Raw genomic sequence first — 25,623 nt, 5'->3', positions numbered from 1 at the left:
CTCCTACGAATGGGGGACCTTCGGAATCATCGGCTCACGCTACCGGGTCCCCACAACCCGCTGCTACGCAGCACCTGCGGTCACCACCGCGCCTTGTGACACGGGTAACGAATCCGCCCCCGAATGCGCTGTATCTCACTCCGTTCCCGCACAGCGCCCTCGTTTTCCCGGCGTTCACGCCCGTACGGGCCATATGTTCACGGGCGCGGGAGCGGCGGACCCACCGGACGCGGAAGAAAAATGATCACACCCGCGCACCGGCGGCCCCCGCCCCCGTTCCCGCCCCGCGTACGGTCACGCCGCCGCCTGCAGCTCCATGCGTGCCCCGAACTCCCGCACCACGGCCTCGTCCTGGAACGGCTCCAGGCGCTGCTGCAGGTCCTCCAGGTACTCGGCGCCGCGGTTGGAGCGGAGCGTGCCGAGGAGTTCGACGGCGCGCAGACCGGTGTGGCAGGCCTGCTCCACCTCGCGCTGCTGGACCTGTGCCGTGGCCAGCAGGACATAGCCGATGGCCCGGCGGCGGGCACGCGACTCGGGATGGCCGGCCAGGGACTGCTCGGCGCACCGCGCGGCGGCCTCGGCCTGGCCGAGGTCCCGGTGACAGTGGGCCAGCTCGTCGGCCAGGTAGGCCTCGTCGAAGTGCGCGATCCACGTCGGGTCGTCCCCGGAGGCCGCGTCCGCGTTCTCCAGGGCCGTGACGGCCCGCCCGGACGCCACCTGCGCGGCACGCACGTCACCCATCAGCGCGTGCCCGCGCGCCTCGGCCGCGTGGAACATCGACTCCGCCCGCGGTGTCACCCGCCCGCGCGCCCCTTCCTGGGCCGCGCGCGCCAGCTGCGCGATCTCGCGCGGGTTGCCGAGCTGGGCGGCCAGGTGGCTCATGGACGCGGCGAGGACGTAACCGCCGTAACCGCGGTCGCCGGCCGCCTGCGCGAGCCGCAGCGCCTGGATGTAGTACCGCTGGGCGAGCCCTGGCTGGCCGGTGTCGATGGCCATGTAGCCGGCGAGCTCCGTCAGCCGGGACACGGCCGCGAACAGTTCGCGTCCGACCGCCTCCCGGTAGGAGCCGGCGAGCAGCCCGGAGACCACGCTGTTCAGGTAGTGCACCACGACCGGGCGCACGTGCCCGCTGCCGTACTGGTGGTCCAGGTCGACGAGTGCCTGGGTCATCGCGCGGACCGCCGCCACGTCCGAGAGCCCGACGCGCGGCCCCGCCGAGCGGGCCACCTGCGAGTCCGGCGACGAGATCAGCCAGTCGCGGCTCGGCTCGACGAGCGCGGAGGCGGCGACCGACGACCCGGACAGGAAGTCACGCCGCCCCACGTCGCTGCGCCACAGCTCGCAGACCTGCTCGATGGCGCCCAGTATCGTCGGCGAGAACTGGAGGCCGACGCCGGACGCCAGGTTCTTGCCGTTGGCCATGCCGATCTCGTCGATCGTGACCGTCCTGCCGAGCTTGCGGCCGAGCGCCTCGGCGATGATCGCCGGAGCCCGCCCGCGGGGCTGCTGGCCGCGCAGCCAGCGCGCCACGGACGTCTTGTCGTAGCGCAGGTCGAGTCCGTGCTCCGCGCCGCACATGTTGACCCGGCGGGCCAGTCCGGCGTTCGAGCAGCCCGCTTCCTGGATGAGTGCCTGCAGTCGTTCGTTCGGCTGCCTGGCGATCAGAGGCCTTGCGGCCATGGCGTACCCCCTGTGGCTGCGGTGCCTGCCCACGCACCGGGTTGACGTGTCCTCACCTGCCGGTCGCCCGAGCGACCGGCCAGGAAGATCGATGCCCCGCAGACATGCCGAAGATGCGAGACATGCGAGGATTGCCGGGGTAAAGGCGGTCGCCCGACCCCCTCCCTGGTTACCCGCCACCAGCTGCCGTTCCCCCCGCGCGCCCCCACACGTGCATCCATGCGCCCCGGCCGGGGAATCGATGCTCCTCCCCCGCGCGCGTGTCCCCGTAACCCTGGGTGGACGCGGGAGTTGAGACCGATGTGGAAGAGACCATGACAGGAACCGAGTCCGCACTGATCCCCCAGCAGCGTGGCGAGTCGCTGGGGGAGACCGCCGTGCGCTATGCCGAGGAACGCCACTGGGACGTGTTCCCCGGCACCTGGCTCGAACCGGCCGGCGGGGTGCAGCTCTGTTCCTGCGGCGATCCCGCCTGCGCCGCGCCCGGCGCGCATCCGGCGCGTTCGGACTGGGCGGCCCAGGCCACGGGCAGCGCGACCGTCGCGCGCCGGCTCTGGTCGTTGCGGCCGCAGGCGTCGATCCTGCTGCCCACGGGGCGTGCGTTCGACGCGATCGACGTGCCCGAGACGGCGGGGTTCCTGGCGCTCGCCCGGATGCGGCGGATGGAACTCACCCTCGGCCCGGTGACGTGCACCCCGGACCGTCGCATGCACTTCTTCGTGCTCCCCGGAGCGGCGGCGAAGATCCCCGATCTGGTCCGGGCGCTGGGCTGGCCGCCGGCCTCGCTCGGTCTGACCACGCTCGGCGAGGGGGCCTACGTGGCCGCGCCGCCGACCCGGGTCGGCTCCCGAGGTGCCGTCCAGTGGGCCTGCCGTCCGACGCCCGCGAACCGCTGGCTGCCGGACGCGGAGGAGCTGATCTCCCCGCTCGCCTACGCCTGCGGACGGGACCGGTAGCGGCCGACCGGGTTCCGCGGAGCCCGGTGAAGGTCGGCACAGGCCTGTGGGGCCGGCGGGGACTGTGGATCGACCGGACTTCGCAGGGACGGGTGGCGGGCGGCCGGGGGCCCGTAGGGTGCCGGTATGAGCGAGGGAGCGAAGGACGGCGGCGCGCCCGCCGTACGTGTGCGGGGGCTCTGGAAGCGGTTCGGTGAGCAGGTCGCCGTGGCCGGGATCGATCTGGAGCTTCCCGCGGGGCGGTTCATCGGGCTCGTCGGGCCGAACGGCGCCGGCAAGACCACCACCCTGTCGATGCTGACCGGGCTGCTCAGACCGGATCAGGGCACCGTCGAGGTCGTCGGTCACGACGTGTGGCGCGACCCGGCCCAGGTGAAGGCCCGGATCGGCGTACTGCCCGAGGGACTCCGGCTCTTCGAGCGGCTCTCGGGGCGCGAACTGCTCGCGTACACCGGCCGGTTGCGGGGTCTGCCCGGCGCGGAGGTCGACAAGCGCGCCACCCAGCTCCTCGACGTCCTCGACCTCGCGGGCGCGCAGCACAAACTCGTCGTCGACTACTCGACCGGCATGCGCAAGAAGATCGGTCTGGCCTGCGCGCTCCTGCACAACCCCGAGATCCTCTTCCTGGACGAGCCGTTCGAGGGGGTGGACCCGGTCTCCGCGCAGACCATCCGGGGCGTGCTGGAGCGGTACACCGCGTCGGGCGCCACCGTCGTCTTCTCCTCGCACGTGATGGAGCTGGTCGAGTCGCTGTGCGACTGGGTCGCCGTCATGGCCGCCGGCCGCATCCGCGCGCACGGTCCCCTCGCCGAGGTACGCGGGAGCGCGCCCTCGCTCCAGCAGGCCTTCCTGGAACTGGTCGGCGCGCACGGCCGCGGCGCCACGACCGACCTGGACTGGCTGGGCGGCGGGACCCCCCGGTGAGCGCCGGCACCGGCGTCTCCGCCGCCTCGATCACCCCCGTCGTCGTACGGCTGAAGCTGTCGCTCCTGCGCAACGGGCTGCGGCAGTCCGCCGGCCGGCGGGCCGCGTTCGTCCTCTCCACGGTGCTCGTGCTGCTGTTCGCCGTGCTCCAGCTGCTCGGGCTGATCGCGCTGCGCGGCAACGCGCACGCCGCCGGCGTCGGCGTCCTGCTCGTGGCGGTCCTGGCGCTCGGCTGGACCGTGATGCCGCTGTTCTTCCCCGGCGGCGACGAGACGCTCGATCCGACGCGGCTGGTGATGCTGCCGTTGCGGCCGCGGCCGCTCGTCCGGGCTCTGCTGGCCGCCTCCCTGGTCGGTGTCGGGCCGCTCTTCACGTTCTGCCTGCTGCTCGGCGCGGTGATCTCGGTCGCACACGGGGCGGCCGCGTACGCGACGGCGGTGATCGCGCTCGCACTCGCCCTGCTGGTCTGCGTGGCCCTCGCCCGGGCCGTCGCGGCCGCCAACATCCGGCTGCTGTCCAGCCGCAAGGGCCGCGATCTCGCGGTGCTCAGCGGACTGGTCGTCGCGGTCGGCGCCCAGCTGGTCAACTTCGGCGCGCAGCGGCTCGGTTCGGCGGGCGGGCTGTCGGAGCTGGACCCGGTGACGGACGTGCTGCGCTGGATCCCGCCCGCGTCGGCGATCGGCGCCGTGGACTCGGTGAGCGAGGGGTCGTACGGGTCCGGGACCGTCCAGCTCGCGCTGTGCGCCGCCGCGCTGGCGGGGCTGCTGGCGCTGTGGTCCCGTCATCTGACACGGCTGATGACCTCGCCCGACGGGTCCACGCTCCAGGCCGCGGAACCCGCGGGCCGTGAGCGCGGTTCGTCGGGGCTCGCCCGGCTGCTGCCGGCCGGCCGGACCGGCACGGTCATGGAGCGCAGTCTGCGATACGTGTGGCGCGATCCGAAGACCAAGGCGGCCTGGGTGACCTCGCTGGCCATCGGTCTGATCGTGCCGGTGTTCAACGCGCTCCAGGGCACCGGGTCGGTCTACTTCGCGTGCTTCGCGGCCGGGATGCTCGGAATCCAGATGTACAACCAGTTCGGACAGGACACGTCCGCCTTCTGGATGGTCGCGCTGACGATCTCCTCGCCCCGTGACGCCTACGTCGAACTGCGCGGGCGGGCGCTGGCCCTGCTGCTGATCACCCTGCCGTACGCGACGCTCGTGACCGTGGTGACGAGCGGGCTGCTCGGCGCGTGGCAGAAACTGCCCGAAGTCCTCGGCCTGTCCTTCGCGTTGCTCGGCGCGATGCTGGCGACCGGTGCCTGGTCCTCGGCCCGCTTCCCGTACTCCATCCCCCAGGAGGGCTACAAGAACGTGGCCCCGGGTCAGGCCGGTCTCGCCTGGATCGCCATCTTCGGCGGCATGATCTCGGCCGCCCTGCTCGCCGCCCCGGTCATCGCCCTGACGATCTGGCTGAACGTGAGCGCCGACGGCGACCGCTGGACCTGGCTGCTGCTGCCCGTCGGCGCCGCCTACGGAGCGCTGATCACCCTGCTGGGGCTCAAGCTCGCGGCCCCCCGGACGGCGGGACGGCTGCCGGAGATCCTGGCGGCGGTCAGCAAAGGGTGAACGCGCGCGGCGCTCTGACGGCATGTCGGCGCGCGCGGCGTTCTTGCGGCGTGTCGGCGCGCGTCTCCTGACAATCGGCTGAGCGGCCGAGACAGCGCGCCGCACCGCCGGTGCCATTTGACACAGCACGTGAACTGAAGATGAAGATCCTATGAATGTTCGTGATCATTTTGTGACGCCCGGCAGTATCACATCTCGACACGGAAGCACTAATTCCGGTCTCTCGCGCCACCCGCGCGGAACCGGGCGCCCTAGCCGGTGAGCACGCCGTCCAGGAACGGCTCGATCGCGGCGCGCCACGCTTCGGGCTGGTCGTAGTGCACGAGGTGGCCGGCCTCCGCGACCTCGGCGTACTGGCCGCGCGGCAGCACCCGGACCATCTCCTGGGACTCCGCCCGGCCGAGCTCGCCGTCCAGGCCGCGTACGACCAGAGCGGGGCACCGGACCTGGGCGAGCTCCTCCCAGTGGGCGTCGTACACCCAGGTCTGGCGGGACTTGAGCATCTGCTCCGGTTCGAAGACGGGGCGCCAGCCGTCGGGGGACTCGTGCATCACCTCGGCGTAGAACTCGCCGCGGGAGGGATTGCGGCGCTCCACCCAGGGGTCGTCCTCACCGAACCACTTCCGCACGTCGGCGAGGGTGGCGAAGGGGACGGGCCAGGCCTTGAACCAGTCCTCCCACTCGCGCTGGGAGGCGGCGCCGAGCGCCGAGGCCCGCATGTCGCAGATGATCAGGGCGCGGACGAGATCGGGGCGCTTGGCGGCGAGCTGCCAGCCGGTCAGCGCGCCCATCGCGTGGCCGACGACGACGGCCGGTCCGAGACCCAGCTGGTCGAGGGCGGCCTCGGCGTCCTCGACGTAGGCCTCACGGGTGTACTCGGCCTCCGGGGGCTTGTCGCTCTGGCCGTGGCCGCGCTGGTCGAGGGCGATGGCACGGTGCCGCTCGGAGAGCCAGCGGGCGGTGGACGCCCAGTGCGAGGCGCGGCCCATGAGGCCGTGCAGTAACAGCACGCCGGGCACCTCGGACGCCCTCGGCCCCTCGTCGTTCTTCGGGGGGTCGGCATACTCCCAGGCAGCGAGGCGTACACCGCCCGCTCCTGTCACGTCGATGCGCCGCACCATCGGTAATGGCACCCCCTCAGCTCGCTCGGACCGGCTCGCTCCCGCTCTTCCCGGCCGGTCCACCCGTACCGCTTCCTGCCGCTGTCCCCGTCGTGCCGGTCGATGCCCTCGCGTCCTCCCGCCACACCGTCACGTTATCGAATGGGGTTTCGAAAATGGCCTCTCCGGCCGCAACACCCCTCGATCGAGTGACCGCCCGTCAGGATTGACCGTCGTCACCCGGGGGAGATCTTCTGCGGGAGGCGGACCGCTCGGGGAAAACGGTCCGAAGGGAATGACCCTGGGAGCTCGGGGCTCCGGGTCAGCACAGGGGAGGACAGGCCCCGGCGCCGTAAGGCGCCGGGGCCCTCTCCGCATCTGCGGCACATCCTTACGCCCCCTCCCCGACCGCGCACCATCGCTCTCGGACACGGTCAAGAGCCCTCAGGTCATATGCCTCACGCGACAGCCTCGCACGCAAACGGTCCCGGCGCTGCGATTCGGCACACTGAATCTTGCTTTCGACAAGGTCGCGAAAACATAACAACTGCCCCTGCCTTCACAGCAGTTGACACGCCCGGGACGGTGCGGACCGGGTGCGTCCCACGGTGTCCGGCGTGCTCCCGGACGCCGACGTGGAGGTCAGCGACTGCCGACCCCTCGGTCGGCGCCCGGGAACTGCCCCTCGCGGGCACCGGAAGATGCGTCAGCGCTTGGCGACGAACACATGCGAGGCAATGTCCGCCTCCAGCTCCGCGGCCTCGCCGCCGCTGCCGACGAGGACCCCGCCGGCCGACGCGGTCACGCTGACCACGGAACCGGGCTGCACGCCCGCCCGCCGCAGCGTGTACATCAGTTGGGCGTCCGTCTGGATCGGCTCGCCGATCCGCCGTACGACCACGGTCTTGCCGTCCGGACCCGGGTCCAGCTCGGACAGGGACACCATGCCCTCGTCCAGGAACGGGTCCGCGCCGTCCTTCTCCCCCAGCTCCTCCAGACCCGGGATCGGGTTTCCGTACGGCGACTCGGTCGGGTGACGCAGCAGTTCCAGCACGCGCCGCTCCACCGCCTCGCTCATCACGTGCTCCCAGCGGCAGGCCTCCGCGTGCACCTGCTCCCACTCCAGGCCGATGACGTCGACGAGCAGGCACTCGGCGAGGCGGTGCTTGCGCATGACGCGCGTGGCCAGCCGACGCCCTTCGTCCGTGAGTTCCAGATGCCGGTCGCTCGCCACCGCCACCAGACCGTCGCGCTCCATCCTCGCCACGGTCTGACTCACCGTCGGACCGCTCTGGTCGAGCCGCTCCGCGATCCGGGCGCGCATGGGGACAACGCCTTCCTCCTCCAGCTCGAGGATGGTGCGGAGATACATCTCCGTGGTGTCGATCAGTCCGGACATTCGTGCCCCTCGATTAGCTCTGCCGGAGACTCGATGGCCCACCGGCGTGTGCGCTGGCCCTGGACCCAATTCTGACGCATAGCACTGACAACCGTGCCTCGCCGTTCGAACCGCTTGGCACCGATCTCCCCGCGATCACCGCGGACACGCCGGCCCGGCGACCCGCGAGTGCCCCGGCCGGCGCCCCCCGAAGCGCCCCCGAGCACCCCCGGAAGCCGTATTGACAGGGCAGTGGTCCAGACCGCAACGTGATCCGCGACACGACGGGAGCACGGCCGCACCGGGCGACCGGTCCGGCCGTCCCGCCCGCCCCGCGCCGACCGGGCGCCGACGGGACGTCCACGCCGACGAGACTTCTAAGGGGCTTCGCCGATGAGCGACAGCAAGCTGGCCGGGCAGTTCTTCGACGCCGCGATCGGCCTGCTGCGGCAGGTACGGGACGAGGACGCCGGGGAGATCGAGGCGGCCGGGACCCTGATCGCCGACACGGTCGTCGACGGCGGCCGGCTCTTCGCCTTCGGCGCCGGTCACTCCTCGCTCGCCGCGCAGGACATCGTCTACCGCGCGGGCGGTCTCGCCCTGATGAACCTGCTCGCCGTACCGGGAGTCGTGGGCGTCGACGTGATGCCCGCGACCCTGGGCTCCGCCCTGGAACGGGTCGACGGTCTGGCGAGCGCGGTCCTCGACTGCAGCCCGCTGCGCTCCGGCGACCTGCTGGTGATCATCTCGCTCTCCGGGCGCAACGCGCTTCCCGTGGAGATGGCCATGAAGGCCCGCGCCCTGGGCGTGAAGGTCATCGGCGTCACGTCCGTCGCCTACGCCACCGAGACGTCGTCGCGGCACGTGTCGGGCACCTACCTGAAGGACCACTGCGACATCGTCCTCGACTCGCGGATCCCCATCGGCGACGCGGAGCTCACCCTGGACTCCATCGCGGCCCCCTTCGCCCCCGCCTCGACCGTCGTCACCTCGGCCCTCCTCCAGGCCGTCATGGCCACCGCGGCCGGCGCCCTCGCGGACCGCGGCGTCGAACCGCCCCTGCTCCGCTCGGGCAACGTCGACGGCGGCCACGAGTGGAACAGCCGGGTCATGACGGAGTACGGGGACCGGATCTTCTACCGGCGCTGAGAGCCGCAGCGCCGCGAGCGACGGTGCGGAGGACTGTGGCGCGAAGGACTGCGACGCGGAGGGCTGCGGCGCGGAGGACTACGGTGCGGAGGACTACGGTGCGGAGGGCTGTGGTGCGAAGGACTGCGGCGCTCAGGGGCGCCCTCAGGGCTTCTCCGCCAGCTCCTCCAGGTCCAGGGCCATCGCGATCCGTACGGCCACGTCCTCCGCGTACATCGCGTCCGTGCGCTCGAACCGGCTGCGGCCCGCGCTCCGCAGGAACGTGACGACGCCCAGCGTCCGCCCGCGGCTGCGCAGCACCGCGCACAGGGCGTGCACGGAGTCCCGCGGCCACTGCCGGGCGAGAGCCCACTCGCGCGCCTGCTCGGGGTCGGCGGCGGCCGCGTCGGCCCGCACCGAACCGGCGCGTTCCACGCACTGGAGCGCGGGGTGCCCCTCCCCGTAGCGCAAGGGCAGTCCGGCCTTCCCCGTGATGTGGCTCGGTCCGGGCGACCCGGCGGGCGTGGCGACCGTCCGGACGAGCCGCAGGGGCGTCTGCTCGTCCGCCGGTCCGCCCTGGGCCACCCGGTCGACCAGGGCGTGGTCGGCGAAGCCCGCGAGGGCGAAGTCGAGGTGGACGGCGGCGGCCTCGCCCGGGTTCTCGCACTCGGCCGCGGCCCGCGCGGCGCGATGCAGCTGGTTGGCCCGGAAGCGCAGCAGCGCCGCCTCCTGCTCGGTCTGCTTGGCCTCGGTCACGTCCTGGAAGAGCCAGCCGACGCCGAGCGGCACGGGTTCCTCCGCGAGCGGCGAGGCGAGCCGCACGAAGCCGCTGAGCCAGCACCGCCGCCGGTCTCCCTCCGGCGTGCGCACGCTCACCCACATCTCCGCGGGGGCCGGCGGCGCGCCTTCGGACAGGACGTGGGTGAGGGCGCTCTCCAGTTCCTCGACGCCCTGGGAGAGCAGGTCGCCCAGGGGCCGGCCGAGGACGGAGCTGCGTCCGGTCCCGAGGGCCCCCGCGGCGTGCGCGTTGACCACGGCGGGCCGCAGGTCCGCGTCGACCAGCACCACGCCCCAGCCGGCGTCCTCGAAGAGCGCCTCGCTCAGGGCGATCGACCGCTCCAGGTCGATCTGGGTGTGCACCTCGCTGAAGGCGCAGTACACCCCGGCGGGCTTGCCGTCCGGGCCGCGTACGGCGGCGGACTGGGTGCGGACGAGCACCCGGCCGCCGTCCTTGGTCAGGAGCGCGAACTCGTGCACCTGGCGGCCGGGGGCCTCCATGGCCGACATCAGCCGGCCCTCGACCTCCTCGGCGTCCGCGGTCCGCACGGCCCAGCCGGCGAATCCGCGCCGCCCCACGGCCTCGGCCGCCGTCCAGCCGAGAATGCGCTCGGCCTCGCGGTTCCAGTGGGTGAGGACGCCGTCGGCGTCGAAGGCGCACAGGGCCGCGTCCATGCCGTCCAGCAGCGCGGCAAGCAGATCCGAGCCGTCCCGCTCGGGCTCGTCCGGCCCCAGCTCGTCGGTGGTCCCACTACGCCGGGAAGCACTCACCTGGACCCCCTGCAGGCTGCGTCCGTGTGTCGACGCGACAGTTCACTCAGTCGTCACCATTCAACTCGAACGTGACCCAGCCCACACCTCGTTCCCCGAAGATTGGGGGAAATCCCTGTACGCCGGATTTCCGCACCACCCGCCCCAGCAGTCCCGGTCGGACGCCTCCCGATAAATCGGTTGAGGCCTCCGGGATGTGTTCCTAGAGTTGTTCTCACGTAGGAGAGGAGGTGGTTCGGCTCATGACGGAAAACCGGACATACGAGGTGGCTGCGGGCTGACGGCCCGTTGTCGGACTCGGTTCGGCGCCGGACCGGCACGGGTGATGCCCGTGCAGCCGGCCCAATCCAACGCAGTCACCCGACCCGTGAGCTCGCCGGTGCGTCCGGCCGGCCCCGTCGCCGCGAGGCGGAGGGACCCGAGCTCGCGGGTCGTCTGCGTTCCGGGCCGCGCCCGCTTCCGGCCCGTGCACGTTCTCGGGCCCGCGCCCGCTTCCGGCCCGCGCCCGCTTCCGGGCAGACCCCTGAGGTGACCTGGGTCACAGGTGGATCGCGAGGGTCGCAGTACGCTGGGGCCATGCTTCCGATGCTCGTCCGACGCCGCCACGTGGATTTCCTGCGCGTCACGAGCATGGGCTGTCGGCGCTCCGCCTGACCCGGCCCTTCGTACCGCTCCTTCCTTCATCCGGCACCCGTGGACCCCGCCCCACCCCTGGCGGCCGTCCGGGTACCCGTACACCCCGCGGACGCACCTCATGACGACGAACACGTCTTTCCCGGCTGCCCAGAACGGGCGGCAGCTCCCCTCGTACCGCCAGCTCCCGATCATCGACCTCTCGGCGGCCGACCGCGGCCCCCGGGCACGGGCGCTGCTGCACGCGCAGCTCCACAGTGCCGCCCACGACGTGGGCTTCTTCCAGCTCGTCGGGCACGGAGTGACCGAGGCCGAGACCGACGCGCTGCTGCGGGCCATGCGCCGGTTCTTCGCGCTCCCCGAGGCCGACCGGCTGGCCCTCGACAACGTCGGCTCACCGCACTTCCGCGGATACACCCGAACGGGTGACGAGCGCACCGGCGGCAGCCGGGACTGGCGGGACCAGCTCGACATAGGCGCCGAGCGGCCCGCGCGGCCCCCTCGCCCCGGCGAGCCCGCGTACTGGTGGCTCCAGGGGCCGAACCAGTGGCCGGCCGCGCTGCCGGAGCTGCGGACCGCCGCGCTGACCTGGATGGAACGGCTGAGCGAGGTCGCGGCCCGGCTGCTGCGCGAGCTGCTGACGGCCATCGGGGCGCCCGCCGGTTTCTACGACCCGGTGTTCGGCGAGCGGGCGCACCCGCACCTGAAACTGGTGCGCTATCCGGGGAGCTCCGACGACGGAGCCGGTCAGGGCGTGGGCGCGCACAAGGACTACGGATTCCTGACGCTGCTGCTCCAGGACGAGATCGGCGGGCTCCAGGTGGAGCGCGAGGACGGCCGCTTCCACGACGTGCCGCCGCTGCCGGGCGCCTTCGTGGTCAACCTGGGCGAGCTCCTGGAGGTCGCCACGAACGGGTACCTCCTGGCGACCAACCACCGGGTGGTGAGCCCGGCCGGGGCCACCGAGCGGTTCTCGGTGCCGTTCTTCTACAACCCGCGCCTCGACGCCCGGATCGAGCCGCTGCCCTTCCCTCACGCCTCCGGCGCGCCCGGCGTCACCGACGACCCGTCGAATCCGCTGTTCGCCGAGTACGGCTTCAACGAGCTCAAGGGCAAGCTGCGGGCGCACCCGCTCGCCGCCGCCCGCCACCACGCGGAGCTGCTCGCTCCCGCGTGACGACGGGCGGCCCGCGCGGGCCGTCGCACGCGGTCAGTGCGCGATGTCCGCGTATCCCTCGATCTCCTGGGGGCCGCGCGAGCCGGGGCCCACGTAGTGCGCGGAGGGGCGCACCAGACGGCCGGTGCGCTTCTGCTCCAGGATGTGAGCCGACCAGCCCGCGGTACGGGCGCACGTGAACATGGACGTGAACATGTGCGCCGGGACCTCGGCGAAGTCCAGGACGATGGCCGCCCAGAACTCGACGTTCGTCGCGAGGACGCGGTCCGGGCGGCGGGCGTGGAGCTCGGCGAGGGCGGCCTTCTCCAGGGCTTCGGCGATCTCGAAGCGGGGGGCGCCCAGCTCGCGCGCGGTGCGGCGCAGCACCCGCGCGCGCGGGTCCTCGGCGCGGTACACGCGGTGGCCGAAGCCCATCAGGCGCTCGCCCTTGTCGAGGGCCTGGCGGACGTAGGCGTCGGCGTCGCCGGTGCGCTCGATCTCCTCGATCATGCCGAGGACGCGGGAGGGGGCGCCGCCGTGCAGCGGGCCCGACATGGCGCCCACCGCCCCGGAGAGCGCGGCGGCGACGTCCGCACCGGTCGAGGCGATCACGCGCGCGGTGAAGGTGGAGGCGTTCATGCCGTGCTCGGCGGCCGAGGTCCAGTAGGCGTCGACGGCGGCGACGTGCTTGGGGTCGGGCTCGCCGCGCCAGCGGATCATGAACCGTTCGACGACCGAGTGGGCCTTGTCGATCTCGCTCTGCGGGACCATGGGCAGGCCCTGGCCGCGGGCGGACTGGGCGACGTACGACAGGGCCATGACGGCGGCGCGGGCGAGGTCGTCGCGGGCCTGCTCGGCGTCGATGTCGAGGAGGGGTTTGAGGCCCCAGACGGGCGCGAGCATGGCGAGCGCGGACTGCACGTCGACACGGATGTCGCCGGAGTGGACGGGGATCGGGAACGGCTCGGCGGGCGGCAGACCGGGGTTGAAGGCGCCGTCGACGAGGAGTCCCCACACGTTGCCGAAGGAGACGTGGCCGACGAGGTCCTCGATGTCGACGCCCCGGTACCGGAGAGCGCCGCCCTCCTTATCGGGTTCGGCGATCTCCGTCTCGAACGCGACGACTCCTTCGAGTCCGGGTACGAAGTCGGACATCAGGCGGCTCCTCGTGATGTGTGCGACGGATGGTGTTGTCGGGGTTGTGGTGACCCTGCGCCCCTGTGGGGGTGACGGTCGACGGTGAGGTGCTGCGCCGGCCGGTTCCACGGTCATCCGCGAAGACTCCCGAATGTTCCTCGGTCGGTCTCCGCCGACTCGCGGTCCGAAAGCGGTCACCCCGGTGATGCCCCGTACGGCCGGTCCTCCAACCGGAACGGCATCAGCACGATATCCCCGAGTGCCATCTTTAGGGAGAGTACGCGGCACTGAGTGCCATCGCGTGACGAAGCACACCTGCACGCCCACCCGCCGCGCGGGCGGGCCCGGATACGGCAGGATGACCGCGTGAACGATCGTTTCCCGGACGAATCCACGACCGAACCCCTCATCCAGGCCGCGGCCGAGGCCGCCGAGGCCGCGCACGAGGAGATCGCCGCCGACCCGGCCTCCATGCGGGCGCACTACCGCGCCGAGGGACTCGACGAGGGCGATGTCGCGGCGCACCCGATGGAGCAGTTCTCCCACTGGTTCGAGCAGGCGGCGCAGGCCGCGGTGCACGGCTTCGTGCACGAGCCGAACGCGATGATCGTCTCCACGGCGGACGCCGAGGGCCGGCCCAGCTCGCGCACGGTGCTGCTCAAGGCCTACGACGACCAGGGCTTCGTCTTCTACACCAACTACGACTCGCGCAAGGCCCTCGAACTGGCCCGGAACCCGTACATCTCGCTGCTCTTCCCCTGGCACCCGATGGCCCGGCAGGTCATCGTCACGGGGACGGCGCGGCGCACCGGCCGGGACGAGACCGCCGCGTACTTCCGCACCCGCCCGCACGGCTCGCAGCTGGGCGCCTGGGCGAGCACGCAGTCCGCGGTCATCTCCTCGCGCGACGAACTGGACGTCCTGTACGCGGAGCTGAGCACCCGCTACCCGGAGGGGGAGCAGGTGCCGGTGCCGCCGCACTGGGGCGGTTTCCGGGTCGCCCCGCAGACGGTCGAGTTCTGGCAGGGCCGCGAGAACCGCCTCCACGACCGGCTCCGCTACGTGGCCGAGCCCGACGGCAGCTGGCGGATCGAGCGGCTCAGCCCCTGACCGGGGGACCCGGGCCGCTCGGCGCCCGGACGGGACGCGCGGCTCAGCCGAGCGCCTCCTCCACGATCGTCCCCCACTGCGCCACGACCCGCTCCCGGCGCACGGTGTCGTCGGTGAGCAGGTTCGCCAGGCCGAGACCGCGCGCCATGTCGAGCAGCCCCTGCACGGTCTCGCGCACCCCGGGCCGGGACTCGTCCGCGCCCAGCAGGTCCACCGCGATGCGGTGGCTCTCGCGGCCGACGCGGGCTTCGAGCTCGGTCACCCGGGCGCGGAGCTGGTCCTCGTTCGAGGCCGCGACCCACAGGTGCAGGGCGGCCCGGAACAGCGGCCCGGTGTAGAGGCCGACGAGGGCCTCGACGACGGCGCGCCGGTCGGCGGGGCCGTCGGGGAAGAGGTCCCGCAGGGCGGTGGAGCGTTCCTCGGCGACGTACTCGACCGCCGCGGTGAAGAGGTCCTCACGGGTGGGGAAGTGGTGCTGGGCGGCGCCCCGGGACACACCGGCGCGCTCCGCGACGACCAGCACCGTCGAGCCCGCCCAGCCGTGTTCGGCGAGGCAGGCCACGGCGGCGGCCAGGAGCCGCTGCCGGGTGGCCCGGCTGCGGTCCTGTTTGGGGACGTGCGGAGTACGTGCCGCGTGTTCCGTCGCGCTCACACCACCCATGCGGGATCCCGTCGTTCGAGGAAGGCCGTCATCCCCTCGCGGGCCTGCGGGGAGGAGAACAGCCGGGCCGAGAGCGCGGTCAGGTCCGCCGCGTCCCGGTCGAAGGTCTGAAGCACCTTAGCCGTGAGCAGCGCTTTCGTCTCGGCGAGGGCTTCGGGGGCGGACCGGCGCAGTCCGTCCAGGACGGGCGCGAGGACGGCGTCCACGTCGTCCCCGGCGGCCGTGAGGAGCCCGGTGCGCACGGCCTCGGCGGCGTCGAAGCGCTCTCCGGTGAGGTAGTAGCGGGTGAGTGCGCGGGGGTCGGCGCGGGGCAGCAGCGGCAGCGAGATGACGGCGGGGGCGACCCCGATGCGTACCTCGGTGAAGGCGAAGCTCGCCGCCGGGCCGGCCACCGCGATGTCACAGGCCCCGAGCAGCCCGAGGCCGCCCGCCCGGACGTGTCCCTCCACCCGGGCCACGACGGGCCTGCCCAGCTCGACGATCCGCCGCAGCAGGCCGACGAAGGCCTCCGGGGGCGGGGGGTCGCGCAGGTCGGCGCCCGCGCAGAAGGTGTTCCCGGTGTGGGTCAGGACGACGGCGCGCACGTCGCCGTCCTTGCCGCAGCGGGTGAGCGCGTCGGCCAGTTCGCCCACGAGGGCGGCCGACAGGGCGTTGCGGGTCTGGGGCGAGTCGAGGGTGAGGGTGGTGATGCCGCGCTCGTGGGCGGTGCGGACGACGGTCATGACAGGCCTCGCAGTTCGCGGCGCAGGATCTTCCCGGAGACGGCCCTCGGGACGGCGTCGATGAAGGTGACGATGCGGACCCGCTTGTACGGGGCGACGCGCTCGGCGACGTACAGCATGACCTCGTTCGCGGACAGGTCGGCGGCCGATGGTTGGCGCACCACGAAGGCGTGCGGGACCTCGTTGTTGTCCTCGTTGTAGGACCCGATGACGGCGGCGTCGGCGATGCCGGGGTGGGTGAGCAGCAGCGCCTCGAGTTCGGCGGGGGCGACCTGGAAGCCCTTGTACTTGATGAGTTCCTTGACGCGGTCCACGACGAACAGCCAGCCGTCCTCGTCGACATGGCCGACGTCCCCGGTGTGCAGCCAGCCGTCCGGGTCGATCATCGCGGCGGTCGCGTCGGGGCGGCCCAGATAGCCCTTCATGACCTGGGGTCCCCGGACGACGATCTCGCCGCGCTCTCCGACGCCGAGGTCCTTGTCCGGGTCGTCGAGGGAGACGATGCGCATCTCGGTGCCCGCGACGAGTTTGCCGACCGTGCCCGGGGGCGGGTTCTCGGCGTCCAGCGGGACGACGTGCGTGCCGGGCGACAGTTCGGTCATGCCGTAGGCCTGGCCCACCGGCGGCAGCCCGAGCCGGGCCGAACAGGCGGCCGCCAGCGCCGCGTCCAGGGGCGCGGCCGAGCAGAGGATGTACTTCAGGGACGACAGGTCGTACTGCGCGACGGCCGGGTGCTTGGCGAGTGCCAGGACGATCGGCGGCGCCACGTACAGGCCGGTGATGCGGTGCTTCTGGATGGCGGCGAGGAAGGTGTCGAGGTCGAAGCGGGGCAGCACGACGACGGTGGCGCCCTGCCGCAGCGGCGCGTTCATCAGGGCGGTGAGCCCGTAGATGTGGAAGAACGGCAGCACGGCGAGGATGCGGTCGTCCGTGTCCATCGGCATGGCCGGGGAGAGCTGGGCGAGGTTGGTGGCTATGGAACGGTGGGTGAGCATCACCCCCTTGGGGACGCCCGTGGTGCCCGAGGAGTACGGGAGCGCCGCCACGTCCTGGACGGGGTCGATGTCGACCTGGGGTTCGGGGGCGGTGCTGCCGAGCAGGTCGGCCATGGACCGGTGGCCCTCCGCCTGGTCGCAGACGAAGATCTCCCGTATGCCGCCCGCGAGTTCGGCGGCCTGACGGGCCGTGTCCAGCAGGGGCGAGACGGTCACGATCCAGCGGGCCGAGGAGTCCCGCAACTGCTTGGCGAACTCCTCCGCCGTGGCGAGCGGGTGCACGGTCGTGACCGACGCCCCCGCCCGGGTGGCGCCGTAGAACACCACCGGGAACGCGATGGTGTTGGGACTGTGCAGGGCGAGCACGTCGCCCTTGCGCAGCCCCGCCTCGGCGAACGCGGCGGCCAGTCGCCGGTGGTACTGGTCGACCTGTGCATAGGTGAGCGTGGTGCCGTCGACGCCGTCGACGAGTGCGGGGGCCTCGCCCCGCTCGGCTGCGTGGCCCAGGACTGCGTCGTGGATGGGTTCCTCGACGGCCGGGACATCTGCGTACTCGCTGCGGAACACGGTTCCTCCTAGAGCGCTCAGTACGACTTGGGCAGACCCAGGGTCTGGTGGGAGACGTAGTTGAGAATCATCTCCCGGCTGACCGGTGCGATACGAGACACGCGCGCCGCCGTGATCAGGGAGGCGAGGCCGAACTCCCGGGTGAGGCCGTTGCCCCCGAGGGTGTGCACCGCCTGGTCGACGGCCCGTACACAGGCCTCCCCGGCCGCGTACTTGGCCATGTTGGCCGCCTCCCCCGCCCCGATGTCGTCCCCCGCGTCGTACAGGTACGCGGCCTTCTGCATCATCAGCCGGGCCAGTTCGAGTTCGATGTGGGCCTGCGCGAGCGGGTGGGCGATCGCCTGGTGGGCGCCGATCGGCGCCTTCCAGACGGTCCGCTCGCGCGCGTACTCGACGGCCCTGGCGAGCGCGAAACGGCCCATGCCGATCGCGAACGCGGCCGTCATCACCCGCTCCGGGTTGAGCCCGGCGAACAGCTGGAGCAGTCCCGCGTCCTCGTCGCCGACCAGCGCGTCGGCCGGCAGCCGCACCTCGTCCAGGGTGAGCTCGAACTGCTTCTCGGCACTGGCCAGTTCCATGTCGATCTGGCGTCGGCCGAAGCCCTCGGCGTCGCGCGGGACGATGAACAGGCAGGGCTTGAGGCTGCCGGTGCGCGCGTCCTCGGTGCGGCCCACGATGAGCGTCGCGTCGGCGATGTCGACGCCGGAGATGAACACCTTGCGGCCGGTCAGGACCCAGTCGGTGCCGTCGCGGCGGGCCGTGGTGGTGATGCGGTGCGAGTTGGAGCCGGCGTCGGGCTCGGTGATGCCGAACGCCATGGTGCGGGTGCCGTCCGACAGGCCCGGCAGCCACGCCCGCTTCTGCTCCTCGGTGCCGAAGCGGGCGATGACCGTGCCGCAGATGGCGGGCGAGACGACGAGCATCAGCAGCGGACAGCCCGCCGCGCCCAACTCCTCCAGAACGATGGACAGTTCGGCGATGCCGCCGCCTCCGCCGCCGTACTCCTCCGGGAGGTTCACCCCGAGGTAGCCGAGCTTGCCCGCCTCGGCCCACAGCTCGTCGGGGTGACCGCCCTCGGCGACGGCCTTGGTGAGGTACGCGCGGCCGTAGCGCTTGCCGAGCGCGGCGACCGCGGAACGGAGCGCCTTGTGTTCGTCGGTCTCTGTGACAGGGCTCATGAGGGCTCCTCGGTACGGAGAGTACGGAAAATACGGCCTGTGCATAGCTGTCGGGCCGCGCGGCGGAACCGTTCGCGGCACTACGGTCCGGCGCCCCGGAGCGGTGTGCGCGGGGGTGCGGCCGGGCGCCCCGGAGCGGGGCGCCCTCTCATCCGGCGTCGTCCTCCGGTGCCCGGCCGGGCACCGCCTCCTCCGTCACGACGGCCAGCAGCGCACCCACCTCCACCTGCTGTCCGACGACGGCGTGCAGAGCGGTGAGCGTCCCCGCCGCCGGTGCCGAGATCCTGTGCTCCATCTTCATCGCCTCCAGCCACAGCAGCGGCTCCCCGGCCCGCACGGCGGCGCCCTCGGCCAGCCCCTCGGCCACCCGGACCACGGTGCCGGGCATCGGCGCGAGCAGCGAGCCCGGAGCCCGGTCGGCGGTCGGATCGGGGAAGCGGGGAAGCTCGGTCAGCGCGGTCGCGTTCACGAAGACCTGGCCGCCGTCGTACCGCGCGACCTCGAACGTCCGCCGCACACCCGCCACTTCGAGGACGACGCGGCCCGCGTCGGCGTGCAGCACGCGCACCCCGTCGACCGCGAGGCCCTCGCGCGTGTGCCGGTAGCGGACCTCGTGCTCGGCGCCGTGCACGCGGTAGCGCCTGGTCTGCGGCTGCGAGGCCAGGTTCCGCCAGCCGCCGAACCGCGACCGCCCGTGCGCGTCGGCCAGGGCGGCGGCCAGCGGGGCGCAGGGGTCCGGGGCGGGCTCGGTCAGAGCCGCGAGGTGACGGTCGTAGAAGCCCGTGTCCATCCGGGCTCCGGTGAACTCCTCGTGCCGCAGCGACCGTACGAGCAGGTCCCGGTTGGTGACCGGGCCGTGGACCGTGGCCCGCTCCAGGGCGCCGGCCAGTTTCCGCACCGCCTCCGCGCGGGTGGCGCCGTGCGCGACGACCTTCGCGAGCATCGGGTCGTAGTGGATGCCGACCGAGTCTCCGTCGGTGAACCCGGTGTCCAGCCGGACGCCGTCCGGGACGGCGATCTTGTGCAGGGTGCCCGTCTGGGGCGCCCAGGCGCCCGCCGGGTCCTCGGCGTACAGCCGGGCCTCCACCGCGTGGCCCCGCGCGGGCGGGGGCTCGCCCTCCAGTCGTTCCCCCTCCGCGACCCGCAGCTGCAGGGCCACCAGGTCGACCCCGAACACGGCCTCCGTCACCGGGTGTTCGACCTGGAGCCGGGTGTTCATCTCCAGGAAGTGCGCGGTTTCGCCCGCGACCAGGAACTCGACCGTTCCGGCGCCGACGTAGTCCACCGCGCGGGCGGCGCGCACCGACAACTCGTACAGCGTGCGCGTGAGTTCGTCCCCGAGTCCGGGGGCCGGCGCCTCCTCGATCACCTTCTGGTGGCGGCGCTGGAGGGAGCAGTCCCGGGTGCCGAGCGGCCAGACCGTTCCGTGCGCGTCGGCCATGATCTGCACCTCGACGTGCCGGCCGCCCTCCACGTACGGCTCGACGAACACCTCGCCGTCACCGAAGGCGCTCAGCGCCTCGGCCCGGGCTTCCTCCAACTCGGCGTCCAGATCGGCCAGTTCGCGGACGATCCGCATCCCGCGCCCGCCGCCGCCCGCGGCGGCCTTGACCAGCACCGGCAGGTCCTCGGCGGTGACCCGCTCCAGCGGTTCGAGCCCCATCAGCTTCTTGGCCCGCGTCTTGGACGCCATCGCCTCGATCGCCTCGGGAGACGGCCCGACCCACACAAGACCCGCGTCGGTCACCGCCCGCGCGAACGCCGCGTTCTCCGACAGGAAGCCGTACCCCGGGTGCACCGCGTCCGCGCCCGCCGCCAGCGCGGCCCGCACGATCAGGTCGCCCCGCAGATACGTCTCGGCGGGCGTCGACCCCGGAAGCCGCACCGCCGCGTCCGCCTCCCGCGTGTGCAGGGCGTTCTCGTCGGCGTCCGAATACACCGCGACGGTACGCACCCCGGCCGCGCGGCAGGTGCGGAAGACCCGGCAGGCGATCTCGCCCCGGTTGGCGACCAGCAGACTCGAAATCACGTGATCCCTCACATCCGGAAGACGCCGAAGCCACCGCGCGCGCCCTCGAAGGGCGCCGTGTGGATCGCGGACAGGCACAGGCCGAGGACGGTGCGGGTGTCGCGCGGGTCGATGACCCCGTCGTCGTACAGCCGCCCGGACAGGAACATGGGCAGCGACTCGGACTCGATCTGCTGCTCCACCATGGCGCGCAGCGCCGCGTCGGCCTCGTCGTCGTACGGGTGGCCCTTCGCCGCGGCCGACTGCCGGGCGACGATCGACAGGACGCCCGCGAGCTGCTGCGGCCCCATCACGGCCGACTTGGCGCTGGGCCAGGCGAACAGGAACCGGGGGTCGTAGGCCCGCCCGCACATCCCGTAGTGGCCCGCTCCGTAGGAGGCGCCCATCAGCACGGACAGGTGGGGCACCTTCGAGTTGCTCACCGCGTTGATCATCATCGCGCCGTGCTTGATGATGCCGCCCTGCTCGTACTCCTTGCCGACCATGTAGCCGGTGGTGTTGTGCAGGAAGAGCAGCGGGATGTCGCGCTGGTTGGCCAGCTGGATGAACTGGGCGGCCTTCTGCGACTCGGCGCTGAACAGCACGCCCTGGGCGTTGGCGAGGATGCCGACCGGGTAGCCGTGCAGGCTCGCCCAGCCGGTGGCGAGGCTCGTCCCGTACAGCGGCTTGAACTCGTCGAAGTCCGAGCCGTCGACGATCCGGGCGATCACCTCGCGCGGGTCGAAGGGATGCCTGAGATCCCCCGGGACGATCCCCAGGAGCTCGTCCTCGTCGTACTTGGGCGGCGCGGCCGGGGCCGGATCGCCGTACGCCTTGCGGTGGTTGAGCCGGGCGACGACCCGGCGGGCCTGGCGCAGCGCGTCCCGCTCGTCGACGGCGAAGTAGTCCGCGAGGCCCGACACGCGCGCGTGCATCTCCGCGCCGCCCAGCGACTCGTCGTCGCTCTCCTCGCCCGTGGCCATCTTCACCAGCGGCGGACCGCCCAGGAAGACCTTCGCCTTCTCCTTGACCATGATCACGTGGTCGGACATGCCGGGGACGTACGCGCCTCCGGCGGTGGAGTTCCCGAAGACCACGGCCACCGTGGGGATCCCGGCCGCCGACAGCCGCGTGAGGTCGCGGAAGATCGCGCCCCCGGGGATGAAGATCTCCTTCTGGGAGGGCAGGTCGGCGCCCCCGGACTCGACGAGGCTGATGCAGGGCAGCCGGTTGGCCAGCGCGATGTCGTTGGCCCGCAGCGCCTTCTTCAGGCTCCAGGGGTTGCTGGCGCCGCCGCGCACGGTCGGGTCGTTGGCGGTGATCAGGCACTCGACGCCCTCGACCACCCCGATGCCGGTGACCAGGGAGGCGCCGACGGTGTAGTCGCTGCCCCAGGCGGCCAGCGGGGACAGCTCCAGGAAGGGGGTGTCCGGGTCGAGGAGCAGCTCGATGCGCTCGCGGGCGAGCAGCTTGCCGCGCCCCCGGTGCCGCTCGACGTACTTCTCCCCGCCGCCCGCGAGGGCCTTGGCGTGTTCGGTGTCCAGGTCGGCGAGCCTCGCGAGCATGGCCTCGCGGTTCGCCCGGTAGTCCTGGCCGCCCGCGTCCAGGGCGGACGAAAGGACCGTCATAGCAGGACCTCCGGAATATCGAGGTGACGGGAGCGGAGCCATTCGCCGAGGGCCTTGGCCTGCGGGTCGAAGCGGGCCTGGGAGGCGACGCCCTCGCCGAGGATCCCCTCGACCACGAAGTTGAGGGCGCGCAGGTGGGGCAGGAGGTGCCGGACGACGGTCAGACCCGCGCTCTCCGGCAGCAGCTCCCGGAAGCGGTCGGCCGTCAGCTCGTGGGCGAGCCAGCGCCAGGCCTCGTCGGTGCGGACCCAGACGCCGACGTTGGCGTTGCCGCCCTTGTCGCCGCTGCGGGCGCCCGCGACCAGCCCGAGAGGGACCCGCCGGGTCGGCCCCGCGGGCAACGGCTCGGGCAGGGGCGGTTCTTCGAGCGTCTCCAGTACGAGCGTGTCCTGGGCCGGGATCACCGAGAGGCGGCTCCCGTCGTGGAGGACGGCCACATGGTCGACGGCGCCCTGGGGGACGTACACATCCTCGAAGACCCCATAGGGCGCGCCCTTCCCCGGTGGGGCCACCACATGGAAGCCGGGGTAGCTGGCGAGGGCCAGCTCGATGGCGGCTCCGCTGAGCGCGCGCCCCACGGCGGCCTGGTCGGGGTCGCGGACGACGAGCCGCAGCAGGGCGCTCGCCGTCTCCTCGGTGTCCGCGTCGGCCCGGTCGGTGCGCACCAGTTCCCACCGCACCTGTGCGGGCGGCGACTTGGCGAGCGCGTCGCCCATCTGCTCACGCACGAGCGCGGCCTTGGCCTCGATGTCGAGTCCGGTCAGGACGAAGGTCACCTCGTTGCGGAAGCCGCCGAGCTTGTTGAGGCCGACCTTGAGGGTGGGGGGCGGGGCCTCGCCGCGCACACCCTCGATCCGCACCCGGTCCGGGCCGTCCTGGCTCAGCCGTACGGTGTCCAGGCGGGCGGTGACGTCGGGTCCCGCGTACCGGGCGCCCCCGGTCTCGTACAGCAGCTGCGCGGTGACCGTGCCGACGTCCACGAACCCGCCGGTGCCGGGGTGCTTGGTGATCACGCAGGTGCCGTCCTCGTGGATCTCCGCGAGCGGGAACCCGGGCCGGCGTACGTCACCCCTGCCGAAGAAGGAGTAGTTGCCGCCGGTGGCCTGGGTGCCGCACTCCAGCACGTGCCCGGCCACGACGGCTCCCGCGAGCCGGTCGTACTCCCCCGGCCGCCAGCCGAAGTGGGCGGCGGCGGGCCCGGTGACCAGGGCCGCGTCGGTCACCCGGCCGGTGACCACGATGTCCGCGCCCGCCGACAGGCACTCGGCGATGCCGAAGCCCCCGAGGTAGGCGTGGGCGGCGAGGCTGCCCATGGGGGTCCCCCCTGGTCGAGCGGAGTCGAGAGCTCGGGGGAACGCGGCGGTCAGGTCGTCGCCCTCGACGTGGGCGACGCGCACCGGGATGCCGAGGCGTCCGGCCAGCGTGCGCACCGCGTCCGCGAGTCCGGCCGGGTTGAGGCCCCCGGCGTTCGTCACGATCTTCACGGACCGCTCGTGCGCCAGGCCGAGACAGTCCTCCAGCTGGCGCAGGAAGGTACGGGCGTATCCGGCGGCGGGGTCCTTCAGCCGGTCCCGGCCCAGGATCAGCATGGTCAGCTCGGCGAGGTAGTCGCCGGTGAGGACGTCCAGTTCGCCGCCGGTGAGCATCTCGCGCATCGCGTCGAAGCGGTCGCCGTAGAAGCCGGAGGCATTGCCTATGCGCAGCGTCACTCCGCCTCCCCCTTCGGCGGTCGTCCCTCACCGGGCGGGCCCGCGAAGGCCTGGGCGATGTCGAGCCAGCGGTCGGCGTCGGGCCCCTCGGCGTTCACGGCGACGTCGGCGCGGTGCGCCCGCTGGGTGACCAGCAGACAGAAGTCGAGGGCGGGGGCGGTGACACGCTGGGGGGCGTCCTTTGGACCGTAGGCCCAGGTGTCGCCGGAGGGGGCGAGGATCTCCACCCGGAACTCCTCGGCGGGCGCGGCGAGCCCGCGCGCGCCGAAGGCGAAGTCCCGTGCCCGCACACCGATGCGGACCACATGCCGAAGGCGGTCGGTGGGGGTACGGACCACACCCAGGGCGTCGGCGACGTCCTGACCGTGGGCCCAGGTCTCCATGAGCCGACCGGTGGCCATGGAGGCGCCGGACATGGGCGGGCCGTACCAGGGGAAGCGGGTGCCGGGCACGGACGCACGCAGGGCCGAGTCCAGCGCGGCGCGCCCCGTGCGCCACCGCGCGAGCAGTTCGGCGGACGGCAGCCGGGCCCCTTCGTCGGCGCCCTCGTCCACGAACGTCCCGGGCGCCGCGAGCGCCTTCTCGACGAGGCCGTGGAAGGCGTCGGCGTCCGTGACGGCGAGGAGGGCGGAGTGGTCGGTCCAGGCGAGGTGGGCGATCTGGTGGGCGACGGTCCAGCCGGGGGCGGGCGTGGCGAGTGCCCACCGGTCAGGGCTCAACTCGGCCACGAGCCGGTCGAGTTCTTCGCTTTCGTCACGCAGATCGTCGAACACGGGCGTCGGATCGGACATGGGGGGAGCATGTCAGCGCCCCCAGAAACAATCAAGCATGCTTGCATCAATTTATTTCCCCGCGGCCCGCCCCGAACCCGTCACATCCCCCGTCCCCGGTCCGTCATACCGATGACGAGGCGACAAGAGGGACGCAGAGGGAGACGTGAGCATGAGCGAGACCAAGAAGATCGCGGTGGCCGGGGCGACCGGACGGCTCGGGCGGCATGTCGTGGACGTGCTGACGGAGCGCGGGCACACCGTCGTACCGATGTCCCGGGCCACCGGGGTCGACATCGTCACCGGCGCCGGACTGGCCGAGGCGCTGGAGGGTGTGGACGTCGTGATCGACGCGTCCAGCACGCCCTCGCCCGACCAGGAGGTGGCGACGGAGTTCTTCACGGCCGCGGCCCGCAATCTGCACGAGGCCGGGCAGAAGGCCGGGGTCGGCCGGCTGGTGGTCGTGTCGATCATCGGCATCGACGCCTCGGCCGCCGGTTACAACGCGGCCAAGCTGGAGCACGAGCGCGCCGTGCTGGCCGGACCGGTGCCGGTGCGGGTGCTGCGGGCGGCGCAGTTCCACGAGCTCGTGGAGCAGTTCACGCAGTGGGGTCGCCAGGGCGACACGGTCCACGTGCCGAGGATGCGCACGCAGCTGGTGGCGGCGCGGGCCGTCGCGGAGGCACTGGTGGAGCTGGCGGAGGCGGAGGAGGCACCGGGGGCGCGGGCCCCGTTCCCGGAGGTGGCCGGTCCGCGCGAGGAGAGCCTGGAGGAGGCGGCCCGGCTGCTGATGGCCCGCCGGGACCCGGCCGTGAAGGTGGTCGCCGTGAGCGATCCGGGCAATCCGGAGCGGGACCTGTTCGAGAACGGCGGCCTGCTCCCGGGGGCGGACGCCCGGCTGACCGGCCCGGCGTTCGCGCAGTGGCTGGAGACGGCTTCCTGAGCCGGGCGCGCCCCGGCCGCCGCCGGGGCGCGTGGACGTCGCGGACGCCGGGGGCGTCGCACCGAGGGTGCCGGGTGGGCGT

The 25,623-nt window shown here is 72.7% G+C and carries 20 protein-coding genes; 7 read left to right on the top strand and 13 right to left on the bottom strand.

Annotated features, from left to right (window positions below; translation table 11 throughout):
- Positions 1-294: 294 nt before the first annotated feature.
- Positions 295-1,680 carry a transcriptional regulator gene (locus tag ACH4S8_RS21590; protein WP_398396324.1) on the bottom strand — a complete coding sequence of 462 codons (1,386 nt, stop codon included), beginning with the start codon at positions 1,678-1,680 and terminating at the stop codon, positions 295-297.
- A 302-nt stretch (positions 1,681-1,982) separates the two neighbouring features.
- Here ACH4S8_RS21590 and ACH4S8_RS21585 point away from each other — a divergent pair, with 302 nt between their 5' ends.
- The 3 genes from ACH4S8_RS21585 (at position 1,983) to ACH4S8_RS21575 (ending at position 5,170) form a co-directional block, all read left to right on the top strand.
- The gene (locus ACH4S8_RS21585) at positions 1,983-2,636 is read left to right on the top strand and encodes a bifunctional DNA primase/polymerase (protein WP_398396322.1); all 654 of its coding nucleotides are present in this window, start codon (positions 1,983-1,985) and stop codon (positions 2,634-2,636) included.
- Positions 2,637-2,762: 126 nt separating this feature from the next.
- Complete coding sequence (locus ACH4S8_RS21580; protein WP_398396320.1) at positions 2,763-3,560, top strand: ABC transporter ATP-binding protein; 798 nt, start codon at positions 2,763-2,765, stop codon at positions 3,558-3,560.
- Positions 3,557-5,170, top strand: a complete 1,614-nt coding sequence (locus ACH4S8_RS21575) for a transporter (protein ID WP_398396318.1) — start codon at positions 3,557-3,559, stop codon at positions 5,168-5,170. The genes ACH4S8_RS21580 and ACH4S8_RS21575 overlap by 4 nt, the downstream gene beginning before the upstream one ends.
- A 251-nt stretch (positions 5,171-5,421) precedes the next feature.
- On the opposite strand, the gene ACH4S8_RS21570 is transcribed toward ACH4S8_RS21575, so the two are convergent.
- On the bottom strand, positions 5,422-6,291 hold the full coding sequence (locus ACH4S8_RS21570; RefSeq protein ID WP_398396316.1) for an alpha/beta fold hydrolase: 870 nt from the start codon (positions 6,289-6,291) through the stop codon (positions 5,422-5,424).
- Positions 6,292-6,976: 685 nt separating this feature from the next.
- On the bottom strand, positions 6,977-7,669 hold the full coding sequence (locus ACH4S8_RS21565) for a metal-dependent transcriptional regulator (RefSeq protein WP_398396314.1): 693 nt from the start codon (positions 7,667-7,669) through the stop codon (positions 6,977-6,979).
- 372 nt (positions 7,670-8,041) lie between these two features.
- Here ACH4S8_RS21565 and ACH4S8_RS21560 point away from each other — a divergent pair, with 372 nt between their 5' ends.
- Complete coding sequence (locus tag ACH4S8_RS21560) at positions 8,042-8,797, top strand: SIS domain-containing protein (protein WP_398396312.1); 756 nt, start codon at positions 8,042-8,044, stop codon at positions 8,795-8,797.
- 144 nt (positions 8,798-8,941) lie between these two features.
- Here the strand turns inward: ACH4S8_RS21560 and ACH4S8_RS21555 are convergent, their stop codons facing one another.
- The gene (locus ACH4S8_RS21555) at positions 8,942-10,324 is read right to left on the bottom strand and encodes a PAS domain-containing protein (protein WP_398396310.1); all 1,383 of its coding nucleotides are present in this window, start codon (positions 10,322-10,324) and stop codon (positions 8,942-8,944) included.
- A 754-nt stretch (positions 10,325-11,078) separates the two neighbouring features.
- Between ACH4S8_RS21555 and ACH4S8_RS21550 the strand changes: the two genes are divergently transcribed.
- Positions 11,079-12,134 (top strand): isopenicillin N synthase family dioxygenase, encoded by a 1,056-nt coding sequence (locus ACH4S8_RS21550; protein WP_398396308.1) that lies wholly within the window; start codon positions 11,079-11,081, stop codon positions 12,132-12,134.
- Between the two features lie 33 nt (positions 12,135-12,167).
- Here the strand turns inward: ACH4S8_RS21550 and ACH4S8_RS21545 are convergent, their stop codons facing one another.
- Positions 12,168-13,268, bottom strand: a complete 1,101-nt coding sequence (locus ACH4S8_RS21545) for a citrate synthase 2 (RefSeq protein ID WP_398396306.1) — start codon at positions 13,266-13,268, stop codon at positions 12,168-12,170.
- Positions 13,269-13,721: 453 nt separating this feature from the next.
- Between ACH4S8_RS21545 and pdxH the strand changes: the two genes are divergently transcribed.
- A complete protein-coding gene (gene pdxH, locus ACH4S8_RS21540; RefSeq protein WP_398396700.1) occupies positions 13,722-14,360 on the top strand; it encodes a pyridoxamine 5'-phosphate oxidase in 639 nt (212 codons plus the stop codon).
- A 43-nt stretch (positions 14,361-14,403) separates the two neighbouring features.
- Here the strand turns inward: pdxH and ACH4S8_RS21535 are convergent, their stop codons facing one another.
- The 8 genes from ACH4S8_RS21535 to ACH4S8_RS21500 all read right to left on the bottom strand — a co-directional run bounded on the left by ACH4S8_RS21535 (position 14,404) and on the right by ACH4S8_RS21500 (position 24,619).
- Positions 14,404-15,021, bottom strand: a complete 618-nt coding sequence (locus tag ACH4S8_RS21535) for a TetR/AcrR family transcriptional regulator (protein ID WP_398396304.1) — start codon at positions 15,019-15,021, stop codon at positions 14,404-14,406.
- Positions 15,009-15,743, bottom strand: coding sequence for an enoyl-CoA hydratase family protein (locus ACH4S8_RS21530; RefSeq protein ID WP_398396302.1), 735 nt, complete (start codon positions 15,741-15,743; stop codon positions 15,009-15,011). Before ACH4S8_RS21530 ends, ACH4S8_RS21535 begins: the two co-directional genes overlap by 13 nt.
- Positions 15,740-17,305: a 4-coumarate--CoA ligase family protein gene (locus ACH4S8_RS21525; protein ID WP_398396300.1), complete on the bottom strand. Its 1,566-nt coding sequence runs from the start codon at positions 17,303-17,305 to the stop codon at positions 15,740-15,742. Before ACH4S8_RS21525 ends, ACH4S8_RS21530 begins: the two co-directional genes overlap by 4 nt.
- 17 nt (positions 17,306-17,322) lie before the next feature.
- Positions 17,323-18,483: an acyl-CoA dehydrogenase family protein gene (locus tag ACH4S8_RS21520; RefSeq protein ID WP_398396298.1), complete on the bottom strand. Its 1,161-nt coding sequence runs from the start codon at positions 18,481-18,483 to the stop codon at positions 17,323-17,325.
- A 148-nt stretch (positions 18,484-18,631) separates the two neighbouring features.
- Positions 18,632-20,512 carry an acetyl/propionyl/methylcrotonyl-CoA carboxylase subunit alpha gene (locus ACH4S8_RS21515; protein WP_398396296.1) on the bottom strand — a complete coding sequence of 627 codons (1,881 nt, stop codon included), beginning with the start codon at positions 20,510-20,512 and terminating at the stop codon, positions 18,632-18,634.
- An 8-nt stretch (positions 20,513-20,520) separates the two neighbouring features.
- The gene (locus ACH4S8_RS21510) at positions 20,521-22,119 is read right to left on the bottom strand and encodes an acyl-CoA carboxylase subunit beta (RefSeq protein ID WP_398396294.1); all 1,599 of its coding nucleotides are present in this window, start codon (positions 22,117-22,119) and stop codon (positions 20,521-20,523) included.
- Positions 22,116-23,828 (bottom strand): acyclic terpene utilization AtuA family protein, encoded by a 1,713-nt coding sequence (locus tag ACH4S8_RS21505; RefSeq protein WP_398396292.1) that lies wholly within the window; start codon positions 23,826-23,828, stop codon positions 22,116-22,118. Before ACH4S8_RS21505 ends, ACH4S8_RS21510 begins: the two co-directional genes overlap by 4 nt.
- Positions 23,825-24,619 (bottom strand): TIGR03084 family metal-binding protein, encoded by a 795-nt coding sequence (locus tag ACH4S8_RS21500; RefSeq protein WP_398396290.1) that lies wholly within the window; start codon positions 24,617-24,619, stop codon positions 23,825-23,827. Before ACH4S8_RS21500 ends, ACH4S8_RS21505 begins: the two co-directional genes overlap by 4 nt.
- A 151-nt stretch (positions 24,620-24,770) precedes the next feature.
- On the opposite strand from ACH4S8_RS21500, the gene ACH4S8_RS21495 reads away from it, so the two are divergent.
- Positions 24,771-25,541, top strand: coding sequence for an SDR family oxidoreductase (locus ACH4S8_RS21495; protein WP_398396288.1), 771 nt, complete (start codon positions 24,771-24,773; stop codon positions 25,539-25,541).
- Positions 25,542-25,623 lie beyond the last annotated feature (82 nt).

Origin of the sequence: Streptomyces sp. NPDC021080 (genome assembly GCF_044333225.1) — a bacterium.
Lineage (GTDB): Bacteria > Actinomycetota > Actinomycetes > Streptomycetales > Streptomycetaceae > Streptomyces.
The sequence above is the reverse complement of the archived record's forward strand: the minus strand, read 5'-3'. Positions and strand labels throughout refer to the sequence as shown.